General features: G+C 59.5%; 14 protein-coding genes. 5 read left to right on the top strand and 9 right to left on the bottom strand.

Annotation, left to right across the window (positions count from 1 at the left end; all coding sequences use genetic code 11):
- Nucleotides 1-30: 30 nt before the first annotated feature.
- From I41_RS12895 to I41_RS12880, 4 genes are all read right to left on the bottom strand, one after another.
- Nucleotides 31-1,941: a pyruvate kinase gene (locus I41_RS12895; protein ID WP_145433081.1), complete on the bottom strand. Its 1,911-nt coding sequence runs from the start codon at nt 1,939-1,941 to the stop codon at nt 31-33.
- A 64-nt stretch (nt 1,942-2,005) separates the two neighbouring features.
- Nucleotides 2,006-2,965 (bottom strand): universal stress protein, encoded by a 960-nt coding sequence (locus tag I41_RS12890; protein WP_145433080.1) that lies wholly within the window; start codon nt 2,963-2,965, stop codon nt 2,006-2,008.
- 286 nt (nt 2,966-3,251) lie between these two features.
- Entirely contained in the window at nt 3,252-4,667 is a 1,416-nt protein-coding gene (gene cls, locus I41_RS12885) for a cardiolipin synthase (protein ID WP_145433079.1), read from the bottom strand.
- 1,105 nt (nt 4,668-5,772) lie between these two features.
- On the bottom strand, nt 5,773-6,363 hold the full coding sequence (locus tag I41_RS12880) for a chalcone isomerase family protein (protein ID WP_168206879.1): 591 nt from the start codon (nt 6,361-6,363) through the stop codon (nt 5,773-5,775).
- 256 nt (nt 6,364-6,619) lie between these two features.
- On the opposite strand from I41_RS12880, the gene I41_RS28275 reads away from it, so the two are divergent.
- Nucleotides 6,620-6,844, top strand: coding sequence for an ECF-type sigma factor (locus I41_RS28275; RefSeq protein WP_145436341.1), 225 nt, complete (start codon nt 6,620-6,622; stop codon nt 6,842-6,844).
- A 471-nt stretch (nt 6,845-7,315) separates the two neighbouring features.
- Here the strand turns inward: I41_RS28275 and I41_RS12870 are convergent, their stop codons facing one another.
- From I41_RS12870 to I41_RS12860, 3 genes are all read right to left on the bottom strand, one after another.
- Nucleotides 7,316-8,797, bottom strand: a complete 1,482-nt coding sequence (locus tag I41_RS12870) for an SDR family oxidoreductase (RefSeq protein ID WP_145433077.1) — start codon at nt 8,795-8,797, stop codon at nt 7,316-7,318.
- 658 nt (nt 8,798-9,455) lie between these two features.
- Nucleotides 9,456-11,426 carry a DUF6930 domain-containing protein gene (locus I41_RS12865; protein ID WP_145433076.1) on the bottom strand — a complete coding sequence of 657 codons (1,971 nt, stop codon included), beginning with the start codon at nt 11,424-11,426 and terminating at the stop codon, nt 9,456-9,458.
- 529 nt (nt 11,427-11,955) lie between these two features.
- A complete protein-coding gene (locus I41_RS12860; RefSeq protein WP_145433075.1) occupies nt 11,956-12,255 on the bottom strand; it encodes a hypothetical protein in 300 nt (99 codons plus the stop codon).
- Between the two features lie 573 nt (nt 12,256-12,828).
- Between I41_RS12860 and I41_RS12855 the strand changes: the two genes are divergently transcribed.
- Together I41_RS12855 and I41_RS12850 are read left to right on the top strand one after the other, a co-directional pair.
- A complete protein-coding gene (locus I41_RS12855) occupies nt 12,829-13,575 on the top strand; it encodes an RNA polymerase sigma factor (protein ID WP_145433074.1) in 747 nt (248 codons plus the stop codon).
- A gap of 215 nt (nt 13,576-13,790) precedes the next feature.
- Nucleotides 13,791-15,767 (top strand): serine/threonine-protein kinase, encoded by a 1,977-nt coding sequence (locus I41_RS12850; RefSeq protein WP_168206878.1) that lies wholly within the window; start codon nt 13,791-13,793, stop codon nt 15,765-15,767.
- A gap of 702 nt (nt 15,768-16,469) precedes the next feature.
- Here I41_RS12850 and I41_RS12845 read toward each other — a convergent pair.
- Nucleotides 16,470-17,471: a DUF1559 domain-containing protein gene (locus I41_RS12845; protein ID WP_145433072.1), complete on the bottom strand. Its 1,002-nt coding sequence runs from the start codon at nt 17,469-17,471 to the stop codon at nt 16,470-16,472.
- 170 nt (nt 17,472-17,641) lie between these two features.
- On the opposite strand from I41_RS12845, the gene I41_RS12840 reads away from it, so the two are divergent.
- Together I41_RS12840 and I41_RS12835 are read left to right on the top strand one after the other, a co-directional pair.
- The gene (locus I41_RS12840; RefSeq protein ID WP_145433071.1) at nt 17,642-18,958 is read left to right on the top strand and encodes a PQQ-dependent sugar dehydrogenase; all 1,317 of its coding nucleotides are present in this window, start codon (nt 17,642-17,644) and stop codon (nt 18,956-18,958) included.
- Nucleotides 18,959-19,001: 43 nt separating this feature from the next.
- Nucleotides 19,002-20,114, top strand: a complete 1,113-nt coding sequence (locus tag I41_RS12835; RefSeq protein WP_145433070.1) for a Gfo/Idh/MocA family protein — start codon at nt 19,002-19,004, stop codon at nt 20,112-20,114.
- Between the two features lie 86 nt (nt 20,115-20,200).
- Here the strand turns inward: I41_RS12835 and I41_RS12830 are convergent, their stop codons facing one another.
- Nucleotides 20,201-20,962: a 3-keto-disaccharide hydrolase gene (locus I41_RS12830; protein ID WP_145433069.1), complete on the bottom strand. Its 762-nt coding sequence runs from the start codon at nt 20,960-20,962 to the stop codon at nt 20,201-20,203.
- Nucleotides 20,963-21,086 lie beyond the last annotated feature (124 nt).

Raw genomic sequence — 21,086 nt, 5'->3', positions numbered from 1 at the left:
CCTTCGTTCGTCCCATCAGCCCGGCTGCATTTAGAACGACTCCGCCGAAAAGCGACGGGCCAATTCCAGGGGCCGAAGCATCGAACTTTTCTTGCTCTGGTGAGCATCCATTCGCCTGAGGATGTCGTCAAGCGTGCTGACTGCCTGCAGGATATGCGACCCCTTGTTCAGCATCACGCACTCGGCGCGCTGCGCGATTGCGGCGTCGGAAATTTCGGCTCGGGACGGCTGGCCGTCTTTGGTCAATCCTTCCAACACTTGAGTGGCCCAGATGACCGGCACATGCGCGGCCTCGCAAACCCACAGGATCTGCTCCTGCACTTCCGCCATTCGCTCATAGCCGCATTCAATGGCCAAATCCCCGCGGGCGATCATGACGCCGTCGCGAGGGGTCCGCATCGTCGCTAGCAGCAGACTGGGCAGCTGTTCAAAGGCGCGGCGCGTCTCAATTTTTAAGACGATGCCTAGCTGTTCGCCGCCGAGCCGGGCCAAGTGATCCTCCAGTTCACAAACGTCTGCGGCCGTTCGGACGAAGGAATAGCCGACCAGATCGGCGTGGGCGGCCACGAACGGCAGATCGGCGAGGTCTTTCGCGGTGAGCGCGGGAAGCCGCAGCGAACTGTCCGGCAGGTTGATCCCCTTGTCGGCGCGGAGCTTTTCGCCGCGAATGCGCGCATGCGTGACCCGAACGACGATTTCATCGGCCTGCACGGCCTCAATGACGCCGCCGATCTTGCCGTCGTCGATCCAAATCCGTTCCCCGGCGCGGACATCGTCGAAGATCTCCGGCAAAGTGCAGCCGATTCTGACGGGTAGGGATCGCTCGCGACGGTTCGGAGGGTTCTCCGGGGGAGAGGGCATCAGGTCCCTAGTGAGAATCAAAGCATCCCCTAATTTGACGATGTAGGCGCGTTCCCCCGGCGGCAGGTCGCCGACTTGGGCGATGGCTCCGCTGGACAATGTCCTTGCAGCCCGGCTGACAATGGTGAGCTCGGTGCCGGGAGTGATGTACGCGGTGCGTACAGCCTCAGCCCAGCGGCCTCGCTCCTCGGCGCCCACGACCCACAGAAACCGCCTCGCTCCACGAGCATCCACGAAGTTGAGGCGGTCCCCGACGCCAAGTGTTGCCAGCCAATCCCTAGGGACCGGCAAGCAGGCATCCGCTCCGGAGGGCGGCTCCAACTTGTCACCTTCAGCATAAATCCAGATCCGGGCGGGCGCCGTAACGCGGCCGTAAGAGTCGCGTTGAGGCCTCCATTTAACGACCTTCGCTCCGCGCTCGATGGGGCCGGTGCGCAGCTTCGGGCCGGCGAGATCCATGAGTACCTTGCACGTTTTGCCGAGGGTTCGTTCGGCGGATCGAAGGTTAGCGATGAGACGTTCCCAGACAACGGGGTCGTCGTGGGCGCAGTTGATGCGCGCACAGTCCATGCCGCTCGCTAGCAACGACTCTATCAGCTGCGGATCACTCGCGGCCTCTGAGGGTATGGTCACCATGATGCGAACTCGGCGGTGGCCTGGTCCTCGTCCAAAGAGTGCTTCTGTATGTTGCGACAAAAGGGCTCTGCCTTCTGAGAAGGCGAGAGCGTGCGCACGAGGTGTGCGAGCACTCCGGTCCTGACCGGCCAGTTGGTGCAGGACGTTGAGCAGCGATTCCACGGTAGCGAGGACGTGCGATTCCGACTGACCAAGCGACGATAGGCCGATTTCCGCCAGGCGCGATTGCAGTGCGCGAATGTCTCGTCGTCGCAGCGACAAATAGTGCAGCAGATTACGCGCACTCTGATGATAGCTGGAATGGATGTGCGTCGCTTGGGCCATCCCCCGGGCCTCCAAGTCCAACATGTCCGCTTGCACTTCTGTCAGTTCGCGAATCAGTTCATCCAGCGTGGAGTGATCGATTTCGGGAGTATCGCCGGTATGGCGGCGCTGCTGAGTCATTAGAATAATCTCCCGCACGCAGCGGACTAATCACTAAGGAATTGACGGGCTGCATCCGCGGCGTTTACGCTTCAACGAGCGATCGTCGGAAATCGTCCGGCTTCACCGTAAGGATGCTGCGCCGACACGCGCTGAGCACCTTTTCCGCGGTGTTGCCGATCAGTAAGCCGTTGATTCCGCTGCGCCCGACGGTTCCTATTGCGATGAGTTCGGCGTTGATTCGTTCTGCCGTTCTCGCCAATTCCCTCCACGGCGTCCCCCAGGACACATGGACGCGCACCTTCCCAAGCTCACCACCGCATCGCTTTACTGACGCCAGAATTCGCTCCGCGGCTTCATCGTTGATTTCGTTGCGCAGTCGTTCCGCTTGGGAATTCCGTTTGACTGCCTCCGCGGAGATTTCGAGCGACTCGACGACATGTAGCACGTGAAGTTCAGCGCTCCAGTGCGTTGCGACGCTGGATGCAGTCGAGAGCGCCTTCAGGCTTACTGCGGAAAAGTCGACTGCCGCCATCACGACTTGCGGGGGGCGCCTGTGTTCATCATTCACGACCAATACTGACGTCGGACAGTCTCGAACGAGCCGCTTCGCCGTGCTGCCTACGAGAAACTTCTCCCACGTGCCGGCGCCGCGCGTCCCGCAGACAACGAGGTCGTAGCCATGTTCTGCAACCGCCTGAGAGATCGCGACATCTGGGTCACCCACGAGAACTGAAGAACTTATCTCATGATCCTTGGTCGGTAGAGTCGCGGTGAGTTCACTCAGCTGGGCCGCGGCGTCCTGCTTGAAGTCCTGTTGCGTCTGGTCGATATCGCCGTACAGCGTCGCCAGCTGCGGCATGCCTGCAATGAATCGCGGCGTACTGGCGATGAGACGGGCGATGTCAGGTACGCAGTGGGCTAGCGCAACGCGGCACTGATCCGTTTTCGCTAGCCGAAGGGCCTGGTTCAACGTCGTCGGCGTTGACGCGGAGAAATCCACAGCAACGAGGATGTTCTTAAACCATTCGTGCGAGGCAGGCATAACACGTCCTTTCTCCGCGGGGGTCGGCAACCAGCGCAAGCGGTCACTTTTCCACAGCTATCTTACGAATGACGCGTCTCCGGATGGCATCGGAAATCGCCGAGTGAATGATCGCAAAGGCCGATGAATTCGGGTTCGCTGATCAAGCTGAACACGCGCGTGTGGAGCGCGCAAATACCCGTTACGCTTCCGTGGGGAGAGCGCTGCCTTACGCGCAGTGATCAACGGCGGCGCATCGAGCGCAGACAGAGAGAGCTTAGCGATCCGACCTGAAAGAAGCTTCTCACTAAAGGAGGGGGCTAAGGAGCCGAGCGAGGTTTTGAACAAGTTGCTTGTAAAGCGGTCTCTTCTCCCAAGTCGCGAGATCAAGCAGGCTAGCATGCTCGAAGTACCGTTGCTGCTCGGCTGCGAGTTCGGACGTCACGCCCTCGTCGTAGACGATCAGCATTAGCTCGGCGTTCAAGGCAAACGAGCGGATATCCAAATTGCTCGTTCCAATGACGGCGACCGATTCGTCGACGCGCATATGCTTGGCGTGGAGGAAGTTCTTGTCGTAGAGATGCACCTGGATTCCGGCTTCCAGCAGTTCCTCGTAATAAGACTCCTGTGCCAACAGGACGAGCCGATGATCGCCGAACCTGGAGACGACCAGATGAACGTCAACGCCGCGAAGCACGGCTGTTTGCATCGCCTGCAGCAGCGGCTCATCGGGAATGAAATACGGAGTGGTCAAGACGAGCTGTTCGCGTGCGCCGTGAACTAAGGCCACCAAGAGCCGCTGATTATTCTGGGTCGGGAAAGCAGGGCCGCTGGGAAGCGCCTGAGCCGCAACCTGCCCCGCCGATGCGGGCTCCGGGAACTCAGTCTCTCCGTCAAGAATCTCTCCGGTTTCGAGGAACCAGTCAGAGGCGAAGATATACTGCAGTTCCAAAACGACTGGTCCGGCCACGCGGACCATCAAATCCTCGTAGGCGAGCCCGCGCTTGAACTCCGCGCACACGAGGTTTTGCGATCCCGTGTAGCCGATCTTTCCGTCAATGACGGCGATTTTACGGTGATTGCGAAGGTCGAGGCGAGTTTTTCGCCATGGCCACAGGCGAATCGGCAGCATGACATGGACGATCACCCCCATCGTCGTCAGCTTGCGCCGCAAGGCCCGCAAGCCTGACCGAGATCCATACGCGTCGACCAAGACGCGACATCGAACTCCCCGCGCTGCGGCTCGACCCAAGGCGGCGATCACCGGCGTGGTCGCTGAGTCATCTGAGAAAATGTAAAACAGCAGATGAACGTGCCGCGTGGCTTGATCGATGTCGGCGACGAGTTCAGTGAACAGAGCGTCGTAATCGACGACCATTTTCAGGGAGTTGCCGCCAAGAATCGGGCTTTGCCCAAGGTTTTCCGCAAGCTTCACGGCTTGGGAAAGCGGAGGCGATAGTTGAGGATGAAAAACACGCGGATGAGACGCGAGCCGTTCGACGACGCTCGCCATCGCCTTCGGCAGTTCGGCCAGTTGCTGCACTTGCCAGCGTGGTAACTTAGCACGCCCGATTAGCATGTAGGTGAGCAAGCCAATGAAGGGCTCGAAAAAAATCAACAGGAGCCACCCTTTAGCGGCAGCCGGCGTCCGTCGAAAGGGGACCACCACGAGCATGGCCAATCGAATCGCCCACTCAAGAAGAAAAAATATCCACGCGGACATGAACCGCTTCCGATCGATCTGTAGAAGGGAGCGACGAGGAACAGACGACGTTTAGGGCTACTGACCAGAAAGCCCAGCGTTTGGGGTATCGCTAAACCCCGCTTGCGCGTCGTCTGATTGTATCGTGAAACACAATCTCACTCTCGTCGCGCCCTTGAAGCGATCAGACGGCGCGACGCTGGGCGATCTTCGACCGGATCTCTGGCGTGCGCAGTTATTGATCGCGTTGGAGGGGCGATTGAAGCGACGCTACGTTGATCTGTAGTTCGCCAGTGCAGATTCGCAGTGACCGGAGTTTCAGCTAGGTAGCCGCTGTCGGAATCAGTCGCATCCCGGCTCGGAGAGGCTACTGGCAATCTCATCATCGGCATACCAAGCCGGCATGCGAGGCGAGCGCTCGGATCGCCGCCGCAAGCCATCGCCAGCGCGCGGAATGCGTCGTCCGGGCGTTGCGTTCGTCGCGTTCGCAACGCGGCGACGTCAGGCAGCCGCTCTGAGACATGCCCAACCCTAACTTATTGATTGGTTCACTACCCGGGGGCAGGTCAGGAGTCATCATCACCACTGGATCGACGGCCACCCGACGGTTGACATGATTGATCTGGACGTCAAGAAGCGGGCGCTTGCGGTGATTCTCGGGGTGCAAGTCCGTGTCGGGCCTGCCATGGTGATTCAGTATCGGGATTTCTTCCTGAAGCACTTGCCAGACGATCTGGCGACCATCAGTCCGGAGGACGCCAGGATTCCGGCTCGGCGGTTAACGTGGTCCCGCAAGGATAAGCCGCGCCATCGAAGCAGTCGGCAAGGCTTGGTGGAAGTTTGGTCCCGTGCACGTCGGCCGACCGGCGCTATTCTGCGAGCCGTAGGATCAACCAGATGGCGGCGTCGAATGGCCTTGACGCATACGATCTACTGATCGGGTTGACTTCAGCAGGCGACCAAAGCCTGACACGAAGCGCTACGCGCTGCCAACCGGCAAGCGGCTACCGTTGCAAGCGCGATGCGCCGGGGGCGTTCCCGCTAATATTGGATCCAACGCTCGGGAATCCTCAGTTGCAAATCGACGATTTCCGCCGGCCGATTATTGGTGGTGAGGCTGGCGTGGCTATTTCTGCAAGGATTGCCCGCCGATTCCCTTAGCCAGTAGCATCTCTCGTTTGAGATCTTTGTCCGCGGGCTTATTGGAGAGCCAGACGCCGAACAAGGCTTTCTTAAAGGCGATCCCTTCGATAGCACCCTGCTTCTCGCCGTTCTTAACGACAATAATGCCCTGGCCCGGTAGGTAAACAAGGTCCAGAACGTCTCCTTTGGAGATCTTACCGGCAAGGCACTTGCGGAAGAGGTCGATTTCTTTACGAATGGGTTCTGGCTTGCCGCCTGTAGCGTTATCGAATCCTTCGTTAAGCGATTCGACGAGCTTTTCTTCAGTCACTAAATTAGAAGAGATCTCCAGGCGGATCGCCATTGGAGCGTCGGCGGCGACGATTGCAGCCGCGTCGCTGCTCGGCTGAGCGAGGTACAGTCCGGCGACGTACATCTCAAGCAGGTATTTCGTTCGGGCCCCTGATCCGTTGAGCGTGAGTTTAGCGTCGCTGGCTTGGAGTGTCTTGGGGAGTTCGGCATGCATTGCGTTCGACGAACACAGCGAAAGATAGGCGACTATCGCGAAGGCCGTAACGAAGAATTGCTTGGGCATGGCTAATCTCCTGGGCATCAACGGGGCTCGACTTGGGAACGCCGAGATTCTGATCGGAGTTCCACTCTGCAACAGGATGGACGCCGCAGGTGCAGAGAGCCTTGCTTAAATTGAGGTAAGCGACGCCGCGGAGGCTAATCTTTTGGCCCCGGCGTGCCAAGAGCGATTATCGAGGAGACCCCGCGGGCGCGTCAGTCAGTCGTCAAGCTCGCAGCTAACCATTGGGGCGGCGGTGATCCAGGCCCAGTTCTGGTGAATCATCATCGAGCAATCGCTTGCGCCTCACCTGGAGTGTTGTACGCGAAGCGAAGCGCTCCAGCAGTGGGAAGCAGAGGAGCCCGAAGCGGCGAAGGTGGTGAAGCTTCGCTACTTCGCCGCGCTGACAATCGAGGATACGGCGCTGGCGCTGGGACTCTCGGTACGGACCGTTAACCGACATTGGGCCTTTGCTCGGGCTTGGTTGCACGACCGGCTCAGGTGAAGCCATCCCTACCCACAGATTTTTCGTGGCTGATCGATCCAGTCATCGATTCAGGATTATCGCCGATTCCGATGGGACTGCGTTCAACTGATCCGGCCCCTCTCGCGGTCCAATCGTTCGCGAAGGAGTCTGAACTCGCTCATCCCTTCTGCGGCGGTCAAATCCCGCGGGGCTTTGGCACCATTGACGACGCAGTCGTCGTGAAGGCTTGCCCGAAGTCGAAGTATCGAATCGATTGGTCTGGGTGATTGCAACACTTGCGGTTCCGGTGACACGGTGAGCCGATTGAAGCGACGCTGCGATGACTCGTAGTTGCGACATTGCAGATGCGCAACAACTGCAGCGACCGCCCCCCGGCTTAGCCCCGGCACGCTGCAGGCGCGGCAAGGGCGTAGGCGCTGGTTTTGGTTAGTTCTATTGTGGACCCTGTGGGGTGGTGAAGGCCTATCCGCCTCTCGCAGGCTCCCGTTCTCAATGACGAGAGTTCGCTGCCGCACTGGCCTGCTCCTCCGGCGGAGGCGTCGCGCCCGTCCCCTCTGCTGCACGTGCAATGCTTCGCAACATGCCGGCAAACACGCACTGGTGGAGCGGATAGATTCCGTACCAGTAGAGCAAGCCTAACAGTCCCAGCGGATCGAAGATCGCCGTCTGGCGAATACAACTGCCGTGTTCGCACGGAGTGACTTCAAACTCAAGCCAGGCGCGTCCAGGGAGCTTCATTTCTGCGTGCAGCCGCAGAATTCTCGGCGGCTCGTAAAGCTCCACCCGCCAGAAGTCGAGCGGATCGCCGACATGCAGGTTTTCGGCATCACGTCGGCCGCGTCGCACGCCGACTCCGCCCACGAGCAAGTCCAGGAAACCGCGTACTGACCACAACCAGTCGCCGTAGTACCAGCCGGTGCGCCCGCCAATGCGGCGAATCGGAGCAAATGCCTGCTCCGGCGAAACCTCGACGGTGACGGTTCGCGAATCGACCAGTCGTGAACCGAAACGCGATCCACCCCAGCTGCGTGGCGCACCGGCCGAAGACAAGGCGTCGGACCAGCGAGTTTCGGCAAACTCCCGATCTTCGTTCACGAGGGCTCGGGCAATGGCCTCGCTTAACGACCGCGGCCGAATCGAGAAGGTGGTCTCGGCGAGATGATTCGAGATGAGCGTCGGATTGCGGAGGCTATCCACGAGCTTGCGACCCACGCGGGCATAAAGCGGCGTGACCAGCCCTAGCCAAAGACTCGAAAGATACGGCGTCAACAGGGGCACCGGGATCATCCATCTCGTGAGTCCTCGCTGGCGAGCGTACTCGTGCATCAGCTCCCCGTACGACACCTGGTCGGGGCCGCCGATTTCATAGACTTGCGACGGACCTGTCGGCAGCGTCATGGCTGCCAAAAGATACTCCAACAAATCCTCAATGGCGAGCGGCTGTGCCTTGACCTGCACCCAGCGGGGACAAATCATGACCGGCAGCCTCTCGACCAGTGCGCGAATCATCTCGAACGAGATGCTACCCGAGCCAATGACAATCGAGGCTCGAAACTCGATGACCGCTGAGTGATGAGCCCGCAGGACGTCACCGGTCTCTTGGCGACTGCGGAGGTGCTTGGAGAGCTTTTGGTCGGCGCTGCCGAGCCCTCCGAGATAAATGATCCGGCGCACTCCTGCAGTCGTCGCGAGTCGCGCAAAGTTCTCCGCCGCGATGCGGTCCTGCGCTTCAAAATCGCGATCGGCGCCCATGGAATGCACGAAGTAGAACGCGGTATCAACGCCGGCCAGGGCCGCTGCCAGTGACGTTGGATCCAGTACGTCCCCAGCGACGAGCTCGGTATGGTCGCCAACACGCCCTGCAAGCGCTTCCGGGCGGCGCGTGAGGCAGCGCACGCGATAGCCCCGCTGCTCTAATCGCGGCAACAGCCGACCCCCGACATAGCCGGTGGCGCCGGTAAGCAGGATCAAACGATTCGAAGGTTGTTCGATGGCGTTCAGATTGAGAGCCTTCGGCTGATTTTCGGACTTGCCAGTCCAATGACTCGGCGGCCCACTCCATCATCCTGCGGATCGAGCAGCACGCCCCCAATCGCATTGAACGCGCACAACGCTTCAATCGTTACTCTGCAACGGTCGCCGTTCCAGTTTCGCTGGCTCATTGAATCATTGTACGGCGAGCATGGAAGCCGTGCTGGGCAAAAATCCGCTCGAAGCCGTGGGCCGCGGATGGCCCGCCAGCATCTCTCATGCTACCGCGATGCGCCCGAGGGCCGGGAGGGCTCTCGTTAATCCACGAACATTCTCTACTGTGGTGCCTCAATAAGGCGCCGGCGAATTACCGGCAGCACCGACCGGAACGTTGATCTAAGCCTCGCCATGGGAAATGCCGGCTACGACGCCGCCAATCCGTTCCGCCATAGCCAGTCGCAAGTCTTTCTTCCCAGTGCCGACGAATGATACAAGGCCGCCGATTTCGATCCGGCGAGCGGCGGGTACTTCGACTACCCAAACGGCAGCAACAGTCCGCCTGCTGCCATGCCGAGCGGCGTAGAGCGTACGGCAAGCGGGTGGTCATACGCCAAAAAGCGTACGTACCGACGACGATTCCTCGGACCTTGGCTACCGACTATCGTCCCTTGCGCTTCTTATTCTTCGCCCGTTCCCTGCGACGTTTCTCGCGCCGTAGCCGGTCCAATTCCGCCTCGCGCTGCCGCAGCGAGTCGGCGACCCAGTCGAGCGCACCGGAGGTAACCTCAAACGCTGGCCGCAGTTCCTCAACAGCGACGCAGGCTTCCTCAAAGCTCCCAAGTGCGTAGTGTGGAGGCTGCGGTATTGGTTCCTCGGAGCATAGTAGCTCTGGTACGTGCGAATTGGTGCGTATCGCGTCGCGCAATTCGCGCTCGGCGGGCGCCGAACGACCGCTGAGGCGAAACGCCAACAAAGCGCGTGAGTAGGCCCAATTCGCGGATTCCTCGTTGTATTGCTTGAGTAGCCGCGCTGCTTCGACATCGCGACCGGCGGCTAGCAGATTGGGCAACAGCACATACCGCACGCCCTGATTGTCTTGGGGATTCAGACGCAACAACTCCTGATAGTGCGTCAACGCTTCGTCGATTCGTCCGGCCGCGGTGAGGGACTCGGCCAGTCCGAATCGCGCTCGCATGTATGGCCTAGTCTCCGTCATATCCCAGAAGTGGCCCACATTCTCGGCGAAGCAGGCTGACCCGAGAGTCCGCTCGGCGGCCTGCAGGCCGCGCAGACCATGTTGAATTTCGTCCTCGAGCGTACCCGCTTGCTCGGCCAGGATCACATACGCGTCGGCGCAATCGGGATCAAGCTCGATGGCCTGACGGGCTAATTGCACCCGGCGCCGGCCGTGGGCGTCAAACGCCTGGAAGCACAGATCCTGCGCCTGTTCCGCCGGCGTGCGGGGCTGGGTGAGAGGATTATCGATCGAGCGACCGGCAAACAAACGATTGATCGCCTCGAATCCTTCATCGGGTGCAGGAGGGTTTGCCTCCAGGTAGCGTTGCATGTCAGCAAACACCCGCTCATGCGCTCGCCGATCCGGCGCGAAGCCGCGTTTCAACCACTCTTGGGGCGACGGCGGCTTGAGCAAGTCGGGGATCGCCAATGTCACCAGTTGCGGTCCGTCGCACGTGGTAACTTGTTTCTGCCAGCGGCCGGAATCGATCTCCTCTTCGCGGGTCGTTGCGAGCGCCCGCAGCACGCCTTCGAGAAAAGTCAGTTCCTTTTTCGATGGCCGCGCGACGTCGCCATCGCCCAGGTGTTTCACGGCCGAAGGGTAAGCCCGATCACCGGCGGTCGGTAATTGGTGCTCGATCCATAACGCGGCATCGGCGACGGGCAACTCCTCGAGCGGATCGAAGGTCACTTGCGCCAGGCCAGTCGTGACATCGTCCCCGTAATCGTTCTCCTGTCCGGCGCGCAAAAATCGTTCGTACGCGGCTCGGCTGGGATACAGTCCCAAACCATAGACGCTGCGGCCGGCTCCGAGCACCACCAAGCAAGTCATCCCGCGGGGCGGTTTGGGAGCTTCGATCTGGATCAGGTCGGTGTCGGCCAAGTAACGCCACGGGGCGGCGCGATAGAAGGCGGCCGCGGCGTCCGCAAACGCACGAACCCGCTCGATGGTCACACCGCGTGAATCGAGTAGACTGGGCGCGCCTTCGGCCTGAGCGTCGAGCATCTCGGCCATCTTCGCAACGGCGGCCTCCAACATCGGAAGCTCGTCGACCAGCTCCACGTCGATCCCGGTGTTCGCCAAATGCTGGCGTAAGTATTCTGCCAATTCCGGGTCACAGACCTCGAGCCGCTGGGGGCACGCGTTGTTGTCCATCCGCTTTTCAACGAATCCACCCAACGTCTCCAAGGCGGCGCGCAACGAATCTTCATCAGGAGCAAGCATCGCGTCCGCATGGATCGCCCCTAATTCGACGTCCGCCCAAAGCGGAAAGTGCGGTCGAAACGGCGTTCCGCCTTCGCCGCGCACTAGCTGGGGCCAAGGAAAAAGTCCTCCCTGGCAAGTCATGGGATGCTTCGGGAGGCGACGCAGTCGTTTGATGAGTTCGTCCATGGCGCCTGCATTATCGAGTTCTTTTTTCAGCCCGCAATAGTCTGACGCCGACCGACGATGACTCGCCGCCCGCGTTGCGGCAGCTCATCGCCGCTGATGTTCTCGCAGCGTCGCAGGAGCTGGCCTCACTGTGCCATTTTGGAAGGTTTAGGTCATCACCCGCTTCGACCCGGCTGCCAACAGTACCGATACTAAGCGGGCGTCGTGAACGGCCACTCCGGTAGCTCCATTCGCTCGACCAGTTCCTATACGATTGAGCGTCTTCGGAAAGGACGTCACGACGCTTGACGCGGTCGCCTGTTGGACCCTGACCATTTTTCGCCAATGGACGAGGGGCCACATTCCAAAATTCGGCGATAAGCCGCTCTTGAGTTGCGATGGAACGCCGGAGAGCCTTGCGGATCATCACGAATTCGGGGGATCGCCGCTCGAACGCACGGAGCAAGAGACAGGCGTCGACCAACACCGCCATCAGGCGTGGTCTCCCTTGACTGGTCATCTCCGGAGCCATCCCACCGTACTTCTAACGTCAGCGGAAGTACGCCTGCTCTGTAATCTCCAGGATCTTGCAGACTTGAGGAACCTTCTGGCCCTTGCCGAACTCCCGTTGCCAAGTCAAGTAGTCGGCGCCATCGACGTCACCGTCCGCGTCGCCGTCGCCATTGCTGAAGAGGGCGGACGTGCTGCCGAAGCCAGTGATCCATCGCGGCAGATCGCCGGCGCCAAAGGCTCCGTCGCTGTTGAAATCAACGGCCCTACTCGCTGGCGATTCCGGCAGCAGTAATGATGGGGGGGGGCACACGCCCTTTCTAACGGCGGCGCGAGCCATGCGAGACTCCCGTGAGCTGCCCTTCAGAAGGTTCGCCACGTGCTGCCCCTCGGGCGGAGTGCCGTACGTCGTTGGGTCGTCGAGCACCCAGGGCGTCGACCAGGAGTGGCCGTTGTGCAGATTCGGACCTAGACGATTTGCGGGTCGGTTTTGACAGCCGGTTGAAGTTAACATCCTACGGCAGCAAGGTCACGACCGACGCCGGATTACTGGCCTGCCGCGAACTCGACGAATCGCTGGGACTCACCGAAAATGGCGCAGAACGTCCGCAGGATTCACGCCTCTGACAACGTGCCGCGACACGAACTGAAGCGCCTCTTGGTCAATGGCTTTTGGGAAATCTAAGTGCCATTCGTCGCCCCGACCGAGGCTGATCAAGTTGTGACTTTACAGTGCGAGCCACGATCCGATCTCCGATTCTACGACTGATTTGATCTCGCCTCTGGAGGCATGCAGCCCCACGATCATCGGGATGGTCTTAAGCACGCTCGTGCTGCAATCAAACGGGCCGTTTCAAGGACATCCGAAGTCTTCTAGGGCATCTGCACTCCGGCCGCATACACTAGAACGTCCATGGACTCTGCCGACAAACAAAGCGAGTTGAACAATCGCGCCAATTTTGCCACGACACGGTGGAGTATCGTCGTTTCGGCGGCGCGCGAGTCATCGCCCGAATCCAACGCCGCATTGGAGACATTGTGTCGAGCTTACTGGTATCCTCTGTACGCATTTATTCGGAGACGAGGTTACACGCCTGACGACGCAAGCGACCTGACGCAAGAATTCTTCAGTCGCCTACTCGAAAAGCGTTGCCTCGTCGGCGTCGACAGCGCCAAAGGGCGATTCCGTTCGTTCTTACTGGCATCACTGCAAAACTTCCTTGCCAATGAATGGGACAAGGCGCGCGCTCAAAAACGAGGCGGTGGCGCTGCCTCGCTGTCCATCGACGCGGTCTCCGCTGAGGCATCGTATCTACTCGAGCCAGCACACGATCTGACGGCCGAACGGATCTATGAGCGACGCTGGGCTTTGACGCTCTTGGAGCGTGTGCTCCAGCGGCTGCATAACGAATACGTGCAAGCACAGAAGGGGCGCTTGTTTGAGGCGTTAAGGCCAACGATCGTTGATCCAAGCGGCGCGGCCGCGTACCGAGATCTCGGCGTCGAAGTCGGGATGGGTGAAGGAGCGGTTAAAGTCGCGGTACATCGACTACGAAAACGATTCCGGAGTCTACTCCTCGACGAGATTGCTCAGACCGTCGCCAGTCAGGAGGAAATCGACGAAGAACTACTGGCGTTGATGGCGGCTGTTGGAGGCTAACGTGAAATTTCTCCGTAGCCTGCTGAAATTTCACGACGTCTTCGCAGATATCTGACGCGGACGCCAGAAACCCTGTAACCTTTCGTTCCCATTTCTTTTGTAAGAGATGAAAGGGAACGATCATGGACCAGACCCGACGATGCCCCAATTGTGGCGCCCATCTCTCGACCGATGCACTCGGAGGTCTTTGCCCGACGTGCTTGCTCCGAGAGGGCATGGCCGAGACTATTGCGCCCAATTCGCCTCCAACGTTCGCCGGTTCTAATCCTAAGGTCCACTACTTCGGGGACTACGAGGTGGAGTCGCAAGTCGCACGGGGCGGCATGGGCGTCGTTTATAAAGCGCGGCAGTTGACGCTCAACCGCCCTGTGGCGCTGAAAATGATCCTGGCCGGCCATCTGGCCGACGACGTTGCCATTGATCGTTTCTATGCCGAAGCCGAAGCGGTGGCGAACCTGAAGCACCCGAATATCGTGGCCATTCACGAGGTGGGACTGCACGAGGGCCAGCATTACTTCTCGATGGACTACATTGACGGGCCGAGCCTCGCGGAGTGGGCGGCAAGAAGGCCGACGCCAGCCTTGCAAGCGGCAACACTCGTCAAAACGATTGCTGAGGCTGTGCACTTTGCGCATTCGCGCGGGACGCTCCATCGTGACTTGAAACCCTCGAACATACTCATCGACGCCGACAACGTACCGCATGTCACCGACTTTGGGCTGGCCAAAACGACGGGCAGCGGGCGTAACCTGACGCAGACCGGGGACATTATGGGGACGCCCGCCTATATGTCGCCAGAGCAAGCCTCAGGTCGCCACGATCAAATTGGCCCGCACAGTGACGTCTATGCGTTGGGAGCGATCTTTTACGAACTCCTCACGGGCGAGCCGCCGTTTCAATCCGACAATCCGATGGCGGCGCTGCTCAAAGTGATGGAGGCGGAGCCGATCGCGCCGCGGACTCGAAACTCCGCGATCCCACCCGACCTCGAAACTATCTGTCTGAAGTGTTTAGAAAAGTCGCCGCAGCGACGCTATCATTCGGCGCGCGATTTGGCGGAAGACCTCGACCGCTTTATACGCCGCGAGCCCATTCATGCGAGACCGGCCAGCGTCGCGCGTAAGGCAGCGAGTTGGATGCGCGGGCATCCGGGGATATTAGCTGCAGCTACGGCCTTCACCGTCGCCGCGCTCGTTGCGGGTCTGCTCTATCTAGCGGAAGAAAATGCCTTCTTACGCGCCCAACAAGCTAACCCCGCCCTCGCTCGAGAGCCAGGTACGCGCAACGAGGCGTTAGGGCCCTGGCAGAGGAGGGGCCTCTTGCTGTGCTTGCCTGGGTTTATCGTTGCCATATGGATTGTCCGAAGATCACAACGGTGGCGGCATTATCCGTCCGGCGCCGACCGGTGGGTACAACCCGCCCAGCCCCTGATTCGGTTAGTGCGAGTCGCAACCGCCCTTCTCGGACTCGCCGCCACATTCGTGAGCGTCATGATTCTCTTGAAATCCATCGAGGCGTTAGTCTGGGAGGGGGAACCGCGGGTTGTGGATATTCTGATTGCTGCCTACCCCCCGGGTTGGGTTGGCCTGTGGTTGCTGGCCCTTGTTGTACAAGACTATCGCCTTACAACGTTTGGAGACTCGGCGCATCCCGCCTTAACTAAGGAACGGAAAGACGCGGTCGAAAGCAAACTCTTGCAGTTCGGTCGCATTCCGGCGATTCAGCTCTATCGCGAGATTTATCCTTCGGCAGGTTTGGCCGAAGCCAAGGCCTACGTCGATGAATTGGAGTCGTTGTGGCGGCAGCGTGACCCGCAAGGTTATGCGGCCGCGCGTCCACCTTGGGATCTCAACTGGCGCCTAATGGCAGTTTGCGGCGGAATCGAAACGGCGGTACTGATTTTTAGCTGGCCAATGTTTCAGGCGTCTCTATCGAGATGTCTAGGTTTTACCGAGGGCTTCCTCCTGGGACTATTTTTCGCCGCCTTGCCGCGGTTACGGGCAGACCGAAAGCGCCTGACGACCCTCTTATTCGCGGTAGCGGCGATGCTGTTCTTGTTTGCTTTCCTGCAGGAGCACGTGGGCGACTCCGCCGGTAGTTGGAATGGATCCTATCTCTTGGGAATTCTCTTCGGCGCGGCATTGCTGACTACTGGGTACTCGCCCATCCGATTCCACAGACGCGATCACTAGTTGTTCTCAGCTCGCGCCGACATCGGCCGGCGATGCGGACTAATGAATGCCGTTTTGGCTCTGCGCTCGATTTTAACCCAGGATCATCACTACTCTACTCCTGAATTCAAATGCCACGTACGAATCAAACAGATCAACTGACCTCGGCGGCGTCGCTACCACCGGCGCTGGCCCCGCTTCGCCGATCAAGATCCTGAATAACTTCTTTCTCACGTTCGAGTCGACGAGCATCGTCGCCCCGCCAAGCCCGCATGCGGACACGAAATTGGCGTTCAGGACGCTGCCCCACAGAAAACTATCGACCTAACGATCAACTATTTTCTCACTTCTTGAGTCGCCACTGATTGAGCGTCCGATCGATTTTCCGCAGGAGCGCTCAAATCCATACGGCGCAGCTGACCTGATACGGCCATGTAAAGAATGACCATTCATCCGTGGTCATGTGCCACGAGCTGGCCCAGGCCGTAGGGTTCGATGGGCTTGTGCCATCAGTCTGACGAAATGACGTGACGTTCTCGCCTTCAGCAATTGCGGTCAGTCGATTTCACCGATGCGTGCACGACGCTGACCGCCAAACTTTGAGTGTGATCCTATCGCTGGCTTTTGGACTCCACGACAGTTCGTCAGCCGGGGGATAGAAATTGTAAGCTTTCCAGTCCGTTGCTGGCGCATCGCTCGTATGATTGTCGAAGTTGCCGCCGATCACCAGTCCTGCACAACCTCGCCGGACTGACGCGTGGCAACCGCCTGCCAGATTGTTTGTTCAATCGCGTTGGACGTCAGCCTGACGCCGCCGTCGCACAGCAGGGTGGCGACAACGTCTGGATGCAGGCTGCGTGCAGCCATCAGCGCCTTTTGCTGCTGAAGGTTCATGCAGTCCCAAGTAGCAACATTCGGCGCGTAATAGTGGTTGTAGAGCGTGTTGCCGTAGTTGCCGAGAATCCATTTGGCCCCACGATCGCGATAGGTATTGCCGCTGCTCGATGCAGCGCACGCTTCCGGCGTCGTGTCATTCCCGCCGGGAATCTCCAGCATCAAGCGCTGCACATCAGCTTCCAAGCCGCCTGATTCATCGGTTCCTGGACCGTTGAGACGCTCGCTCATCGCAACGGTGTACGTCGAACCGTCCACGACGTCGCGAAGACCGATCCGAGACCCCTTGAAGAAAACACCGTCGGCGTCGGTGAGCGATCCCCATAGGCTGAGCCCGCTCCCTGCATTGGCTACGTAGTTCGTTGGGCCGAACTCCGAACCCGGCACACCGGCGGCAAATGCGTCGGTCGGACATTGCAAAACGGCAAGCCGGGTCGTCGCCGCCAAGAAGTTGGCAGCGCCGTCGTGCACGACGCCTCCCGCCACGCTAAACGTCGTGGGAGCCTTCGTAAAATCGATGCCCTGGCGTACCGAACCTTGTTCGAGGTATGGCAGCAAGAAGGCGTGCGTCGAAAACACGCCAGGCGTCGGATCGCCGCGTCCAGGCGGAAACCGCTGATTGGCGCTGTGATAGTTGTGCAGAGCGACGCCGAGTTGGCGCAGATTGTTGCTGCAAACGAGGCGCCGGCTCGCTTCGCGGGCCTGCTGGACGGCGGGCAACAGAATTGAGACAAGCGTGCCAATGATGGCGATCGAGACCAACAGTTCCACTAGAGTGAAACCTCGCTTGCTCACGACGAGAGCGGACTTTTCGCGGTTGTTACTCCCCATCGCAAACTCCCGTCTGCCGGTGCGTCGCTTAGTTCGTCACTCTCAAGCCGATTAGTTCGTTGAGCGAGGGCGCCAGTTGTGTGTAAACTGACCGTCCGCTGTGCTCGTCATACTAACTCGTCCGCTGTCCAGATGCTGCTCAGAGGCGGCCAAGTCAACAGGATATTCTCATGGGCCATCTATTTCGATTCGCTGCATTTCTGCTCGTCGCTTTGTCGATCTCCGCGACCGCCCTGGGAGACGATGCGCCGTCCAATCGCGCCACCCTGACTGGACAAAACGCCTTGGGGGACTGGACGACCGACGCACCGGGCGTCCGTCGCAAAGTCACCGTAGATGATCTTGCCAAGCCCTACGATACGCCTTCGGCCGATAAACATCCACGCATTGTCAGCCGTCCCGAAGGTGCTTGGCCCAAGGCGCCGGAGGGGTTCGAAGTGAGCGAGTTCGCCACTAAACTCGACGGGCCTCGGGTTATCGCCACTGCTCCGAATGGCGACCTGTTTGTGGCGGAGAGCAGCGCCAACCGAATCCGCGTTCTTCGCGACGCCGACGGCGACGGCAAGCCGGAGGTTAGCGAAATCTTTGCCTCCGAGTTGAATCGTCCGTTCGGAATCGCGTTCTATCCGCTTGGTCCGGAACCTCAATACGTTTACGTCGGCAACACCGATTCAGTAGTCCGCTTCCCGTACAAGAGCGGCGACGCGAGAGCCTCGGGGGAACCAGAGGTTATCGTGGACAATATTCCCTCCGGCAACGAAAGCGTCGGCGGCGGCGGACACTGGACGCGGGATTTGGAGTTCTCGCCAGACGGCAAAACGCTTTTCGTCTCGGTCGGATCGCGATCGAACGCTGACGACGATAAGAGTGAAGAGCGTCGAGCTGCAATTCTAGCGTTCGACCCCGCCGGTAAGAATGAACGCGTTTTCGCTACCGGCATTCGCAATCCCGTGGGCCTAGCCACGCACCCGGAAACGGGAGAACTTTGGACGTCGGTCAACGAGCGGGACGGACTGGGCGACAACCTAGTGCCGGATTACATCACTCATGTGGAGGAAGGGGGCTTCTATGGCTGGCCGTGGTTTTACATCGGCCCTCATCCAGACCCGCGACACGCAGGTAAGCATCCGGAATTGAAGGACAAGGCGATCGTTCCCGACGTGCTGCTCCAGTCGCACATGGCTTCGCTCGGCCTGACGTTTTACGACGGCGACGAGTTTCCGGCTGAGTACCATCACGACGGTTTCGCCTCTGAGCATGGTTCGTGGAACCGAGCCCGCCGCGTCGGCTATAAAGTGATTCGCATTCCCCTGAAGGATGGCAAGGCGACGGGCGAGTTCGAGGATTTTCTGACCGGCTTCGTCACCGAAGATGGGAACGTGTGGGGACGTCCGGTCGGCGTCGCCGTTGCCAAGGATGGAGCACTGATGGTGACCGATGATGCGTCGGGGACGATCTGGCGAGTGGCATACGCGGGCAAGAAGTAAGCGTAAGTTGTGAGCAGCCTGGATCTAAGTTGGAGGCGTTTCGATGTCAGTTGATTTTGGAACTGTTTCGCGACGCACCTTTCTCACGACGACTGCAGTCGCCTTGGGGAGTACGGCGCTTCGCGTTAACTCCGCGTCGCCGGAGGAGAGGACCGTCGGTTTCGCCTTGGTGGGGATCGGGAATCTGTCGATGGGACAGCTTCTCCCCGCATTCGCTGAATGCAAATTAGCCCGCCCTGTCGCCTTGGTCAGCGGCCACCCCCCAAAAGCGAAGGAACAGGCAGCCAAATACGGCATCGATCTTAAGAATATCTACGACTACGACCACTTCGACTCGATCAAGGAGAATCCCGCCGTCGACGTGGTCTACATCGTCCTGCCGAACGGCATGCATGCCGAGTACGCGATTCGCGCAGCTCAGGCAGGCAAGCATGTGCTGTGCGAAAAGCCGATGGCCAACACGCCGTCTGAGTGCCAAGCGATGATCGACGCTTGCCGCGACGCCCAGCGGAAATTGATGATCGCCTATCGCCTGCAATACGAACCGGTCACCCAAAAAGCGATCGAACTCGCGCGATCGCCCGAGGCGGTGGGCGTCCTTAAGCAAGTCACGGCCGAGGGAGGGTTCAGCATCGGCGATCCTTTGCAGTGGCGTCTCAATCGAAAGCTCGCAGGGGGCGGATCGCTGATGGACATCGGCATCTACGCCCTTCAAGCGGCGCGTTACTTGACAGGAGAGGAGCCTGTCGAAGTCACGGCCATCAGCTACGCGACGCCGAACGATCCTCGCTTCAAAGAAGTCGAAGAGACCGTGGAATTCGATCTGCGATTCGAATCAGGCGCCGTCGGGTCGTGTCTTTCGTCCTATGGCTTCGGCTGCAATCGGTTCCGCGTATACGGGACGCGCGGCCAGATTCAGTCCGAGCCGTTTCTGTCTTACCAAGGCAATCGCCTGTGGCAGGGAGAAGACCGCCAAGGCGATGGGCTAGCCATCAAGCAGGGCAATCATTTCGCGCTCGAGATGGACCATTTCGCGCAGTGCGTCCTGAACGACGAGGCCCCGAAAACGCCTGGCGAAGAGGGGCTGCGCGACGTGAAGATTATCTCAGCGATCTACGAGGCGTCCGAATCGGGGACGGCGGTGAAAATTGCTTGAAGCCTTTCGCTATGAGAGTGCCGCAGTTTGAGCGAACCCCGATGAGGCGTTTTCACGGAGGTCCGCCAAGTATTTCACTGCGTGGCTTATCCCTGCGGGACCACTTTGACCGCCGAAGCGGGAATCTCGGCGTCGTCGGAACGAATGAGTTCCAGATCGTCTGGCAGTCGCTTTAGAATGAAGTCTCGGTACTGAATGACCATTGCAGGCCCCACGTGGACTTGAACCCCGAGAATCCCGGCGAGCGATCGATGCTTCGTATCTAGGTCGATCACATCGACCGTCGGGTGGTCGTCGATCCAGTGTTGATGGTGATTAGCTCGCACGAGGATCCGATATTCGTGCCATTCATTGGGCTTGAATGTCTTCTTTGGCAGCGCGTCGACGACCCAAGGTTGTCCCTGCTCGTCGACAATCACCTTCTCGCCAGTGTGGGCGAGTATTCGCCTCCCTCGCTCCTCGTAGAGCATCCCGTCGTAGTCAGCGTGGTCCGGGACGACGTCACATTGATAGCCCGTGACGACTTCCTCCCCAAGATCGGGGCGGGACGCGCTCCGATAGTTCAAGCCGCTATTGCCTCCCGCGGTGACTTTGACCTTGACCCGCAGCTCGAAGTTTTTGAGTTCATCGCCCCGCCAGACAATGAAGCGGTTGTGCTTGAGCGACCCATCCGTGACGCCAGTGAGGCAGCCGTCCCGGACGCTCCAGTAAGCGGGATTTCCATCCCATTCCGACAGGTCGATGCCGTTGAAGATGTTTTCAAAGCCTTCCGGCGGAGCCGCCGGTTCCGCACCACAAGCGAAGGTGCTCAATGCTGACAACAGTGCGGCTGCCCAAATGAATCTCATTAATAACCTCAAGAACGAAGAGCCGCGGCTACTTCGAAACCGCTGATCGCCAAAGAAGTAGGCACTGGCATTGTAATAATCGGCGATAAGCTACGAATCGGCAGATGCAACGTCAACGAAGTCA

The sequence above is a fragment of the Lacipirellula limnantheis genome, assembly GCF_007746075.1.
GTDB classification, from domain to species: Bacteria; Planctomycetota; Planctomycetia; order Pirellulales; family Lacipirellulaceae; genus Lacipirellula; species Lacipirellula limnantheis.
The sequence above is the reverse complement of the archived record's forward strand: the minus strand, read 5'-3'. Positions and strand labels throughout refer to the sequence as shown.

Coding starts and splice junctions, on each gene's coding strand:
- I41_RS12895 (WP_145433081.1), bottom strand. CDS start 1,941: ATGACTCAGCAGCGCCGCCATACCGGCGATACTCCCGAAATCGATCAC.
- I41_RS12890 (WP_145433080.1), bottom strand. CDS start 2,965: ATGCCTGCCTCGCACGAATGGTTTAAGAACATCCTCGTTGCTGTGGAT.
- cls (WP_145433079.1), bottom strand. CDS start 4,667: ATGTCCGCGTGGATATTTTTTCTTCTTGAGTGGGCGATTCGATTGGCC.
- I41_RS12880 (WP_168206879.1), bottom strand. CDS start 6,363: ATGCCCAAGCAATTCTTCGTTACGGCCTTCGCGATAGTCGCCTATCTT.
- I41_RS12865 (WP_145433076.1), bottom strand. CDS start 11,426: ATGGACGAACTCATCAAACGACTGCGTCGCCTCCCGAAGCATCCCATG.
- I41_RS12860 (WP_145433075.1), bottom strand. CDS start 12,255: ATGGCTCGCGCCGCCGTTAGAAAGGGCGTGTGCCCCCCCCCATCATTA.
- I41_RS12855 (WP_145433074.1), top strand. CDS start 12,829: ATGGACTCTGCCGACAAACAAAGCGAGTTGAACAATCGCGCCAATTTT.
- I41_RS12850 (WP_168206878.1), top strand. CDS start 13,791: ATGGCCGAGACTATTGCGCCCAATTCGCCTCCAACGTTCGCCGGTTCT.
- I41_RS12845 (WP_145433072.1), bottom strand. CDS start 17,471: ATGGGGAGTAACAACCGCGAAAAGTCCGCTCTCGTCGTGAGCAAGCGA.
- I41_RS12840 (WP_145433071.1), top strand. CDS start 17,642: ATGGGCCATCTATTTCGATTCGCTGCATTTCTGCTCGTCGCTTTGTCG.
- I41_RS12835 (WP_145433070.1), top strand. CDS start 19,002: ATGTCAGTTGATTTTGGAACTGTTTCGCGACGCACCTTTCTCACGACG.
- I41_RS12830 (WP_145433069.1), bottom strand. CDS start 20,962: ATGAGATTCATTTGGGCAGCCGCACTGTTGTCAGCATTGAGCACCTTC.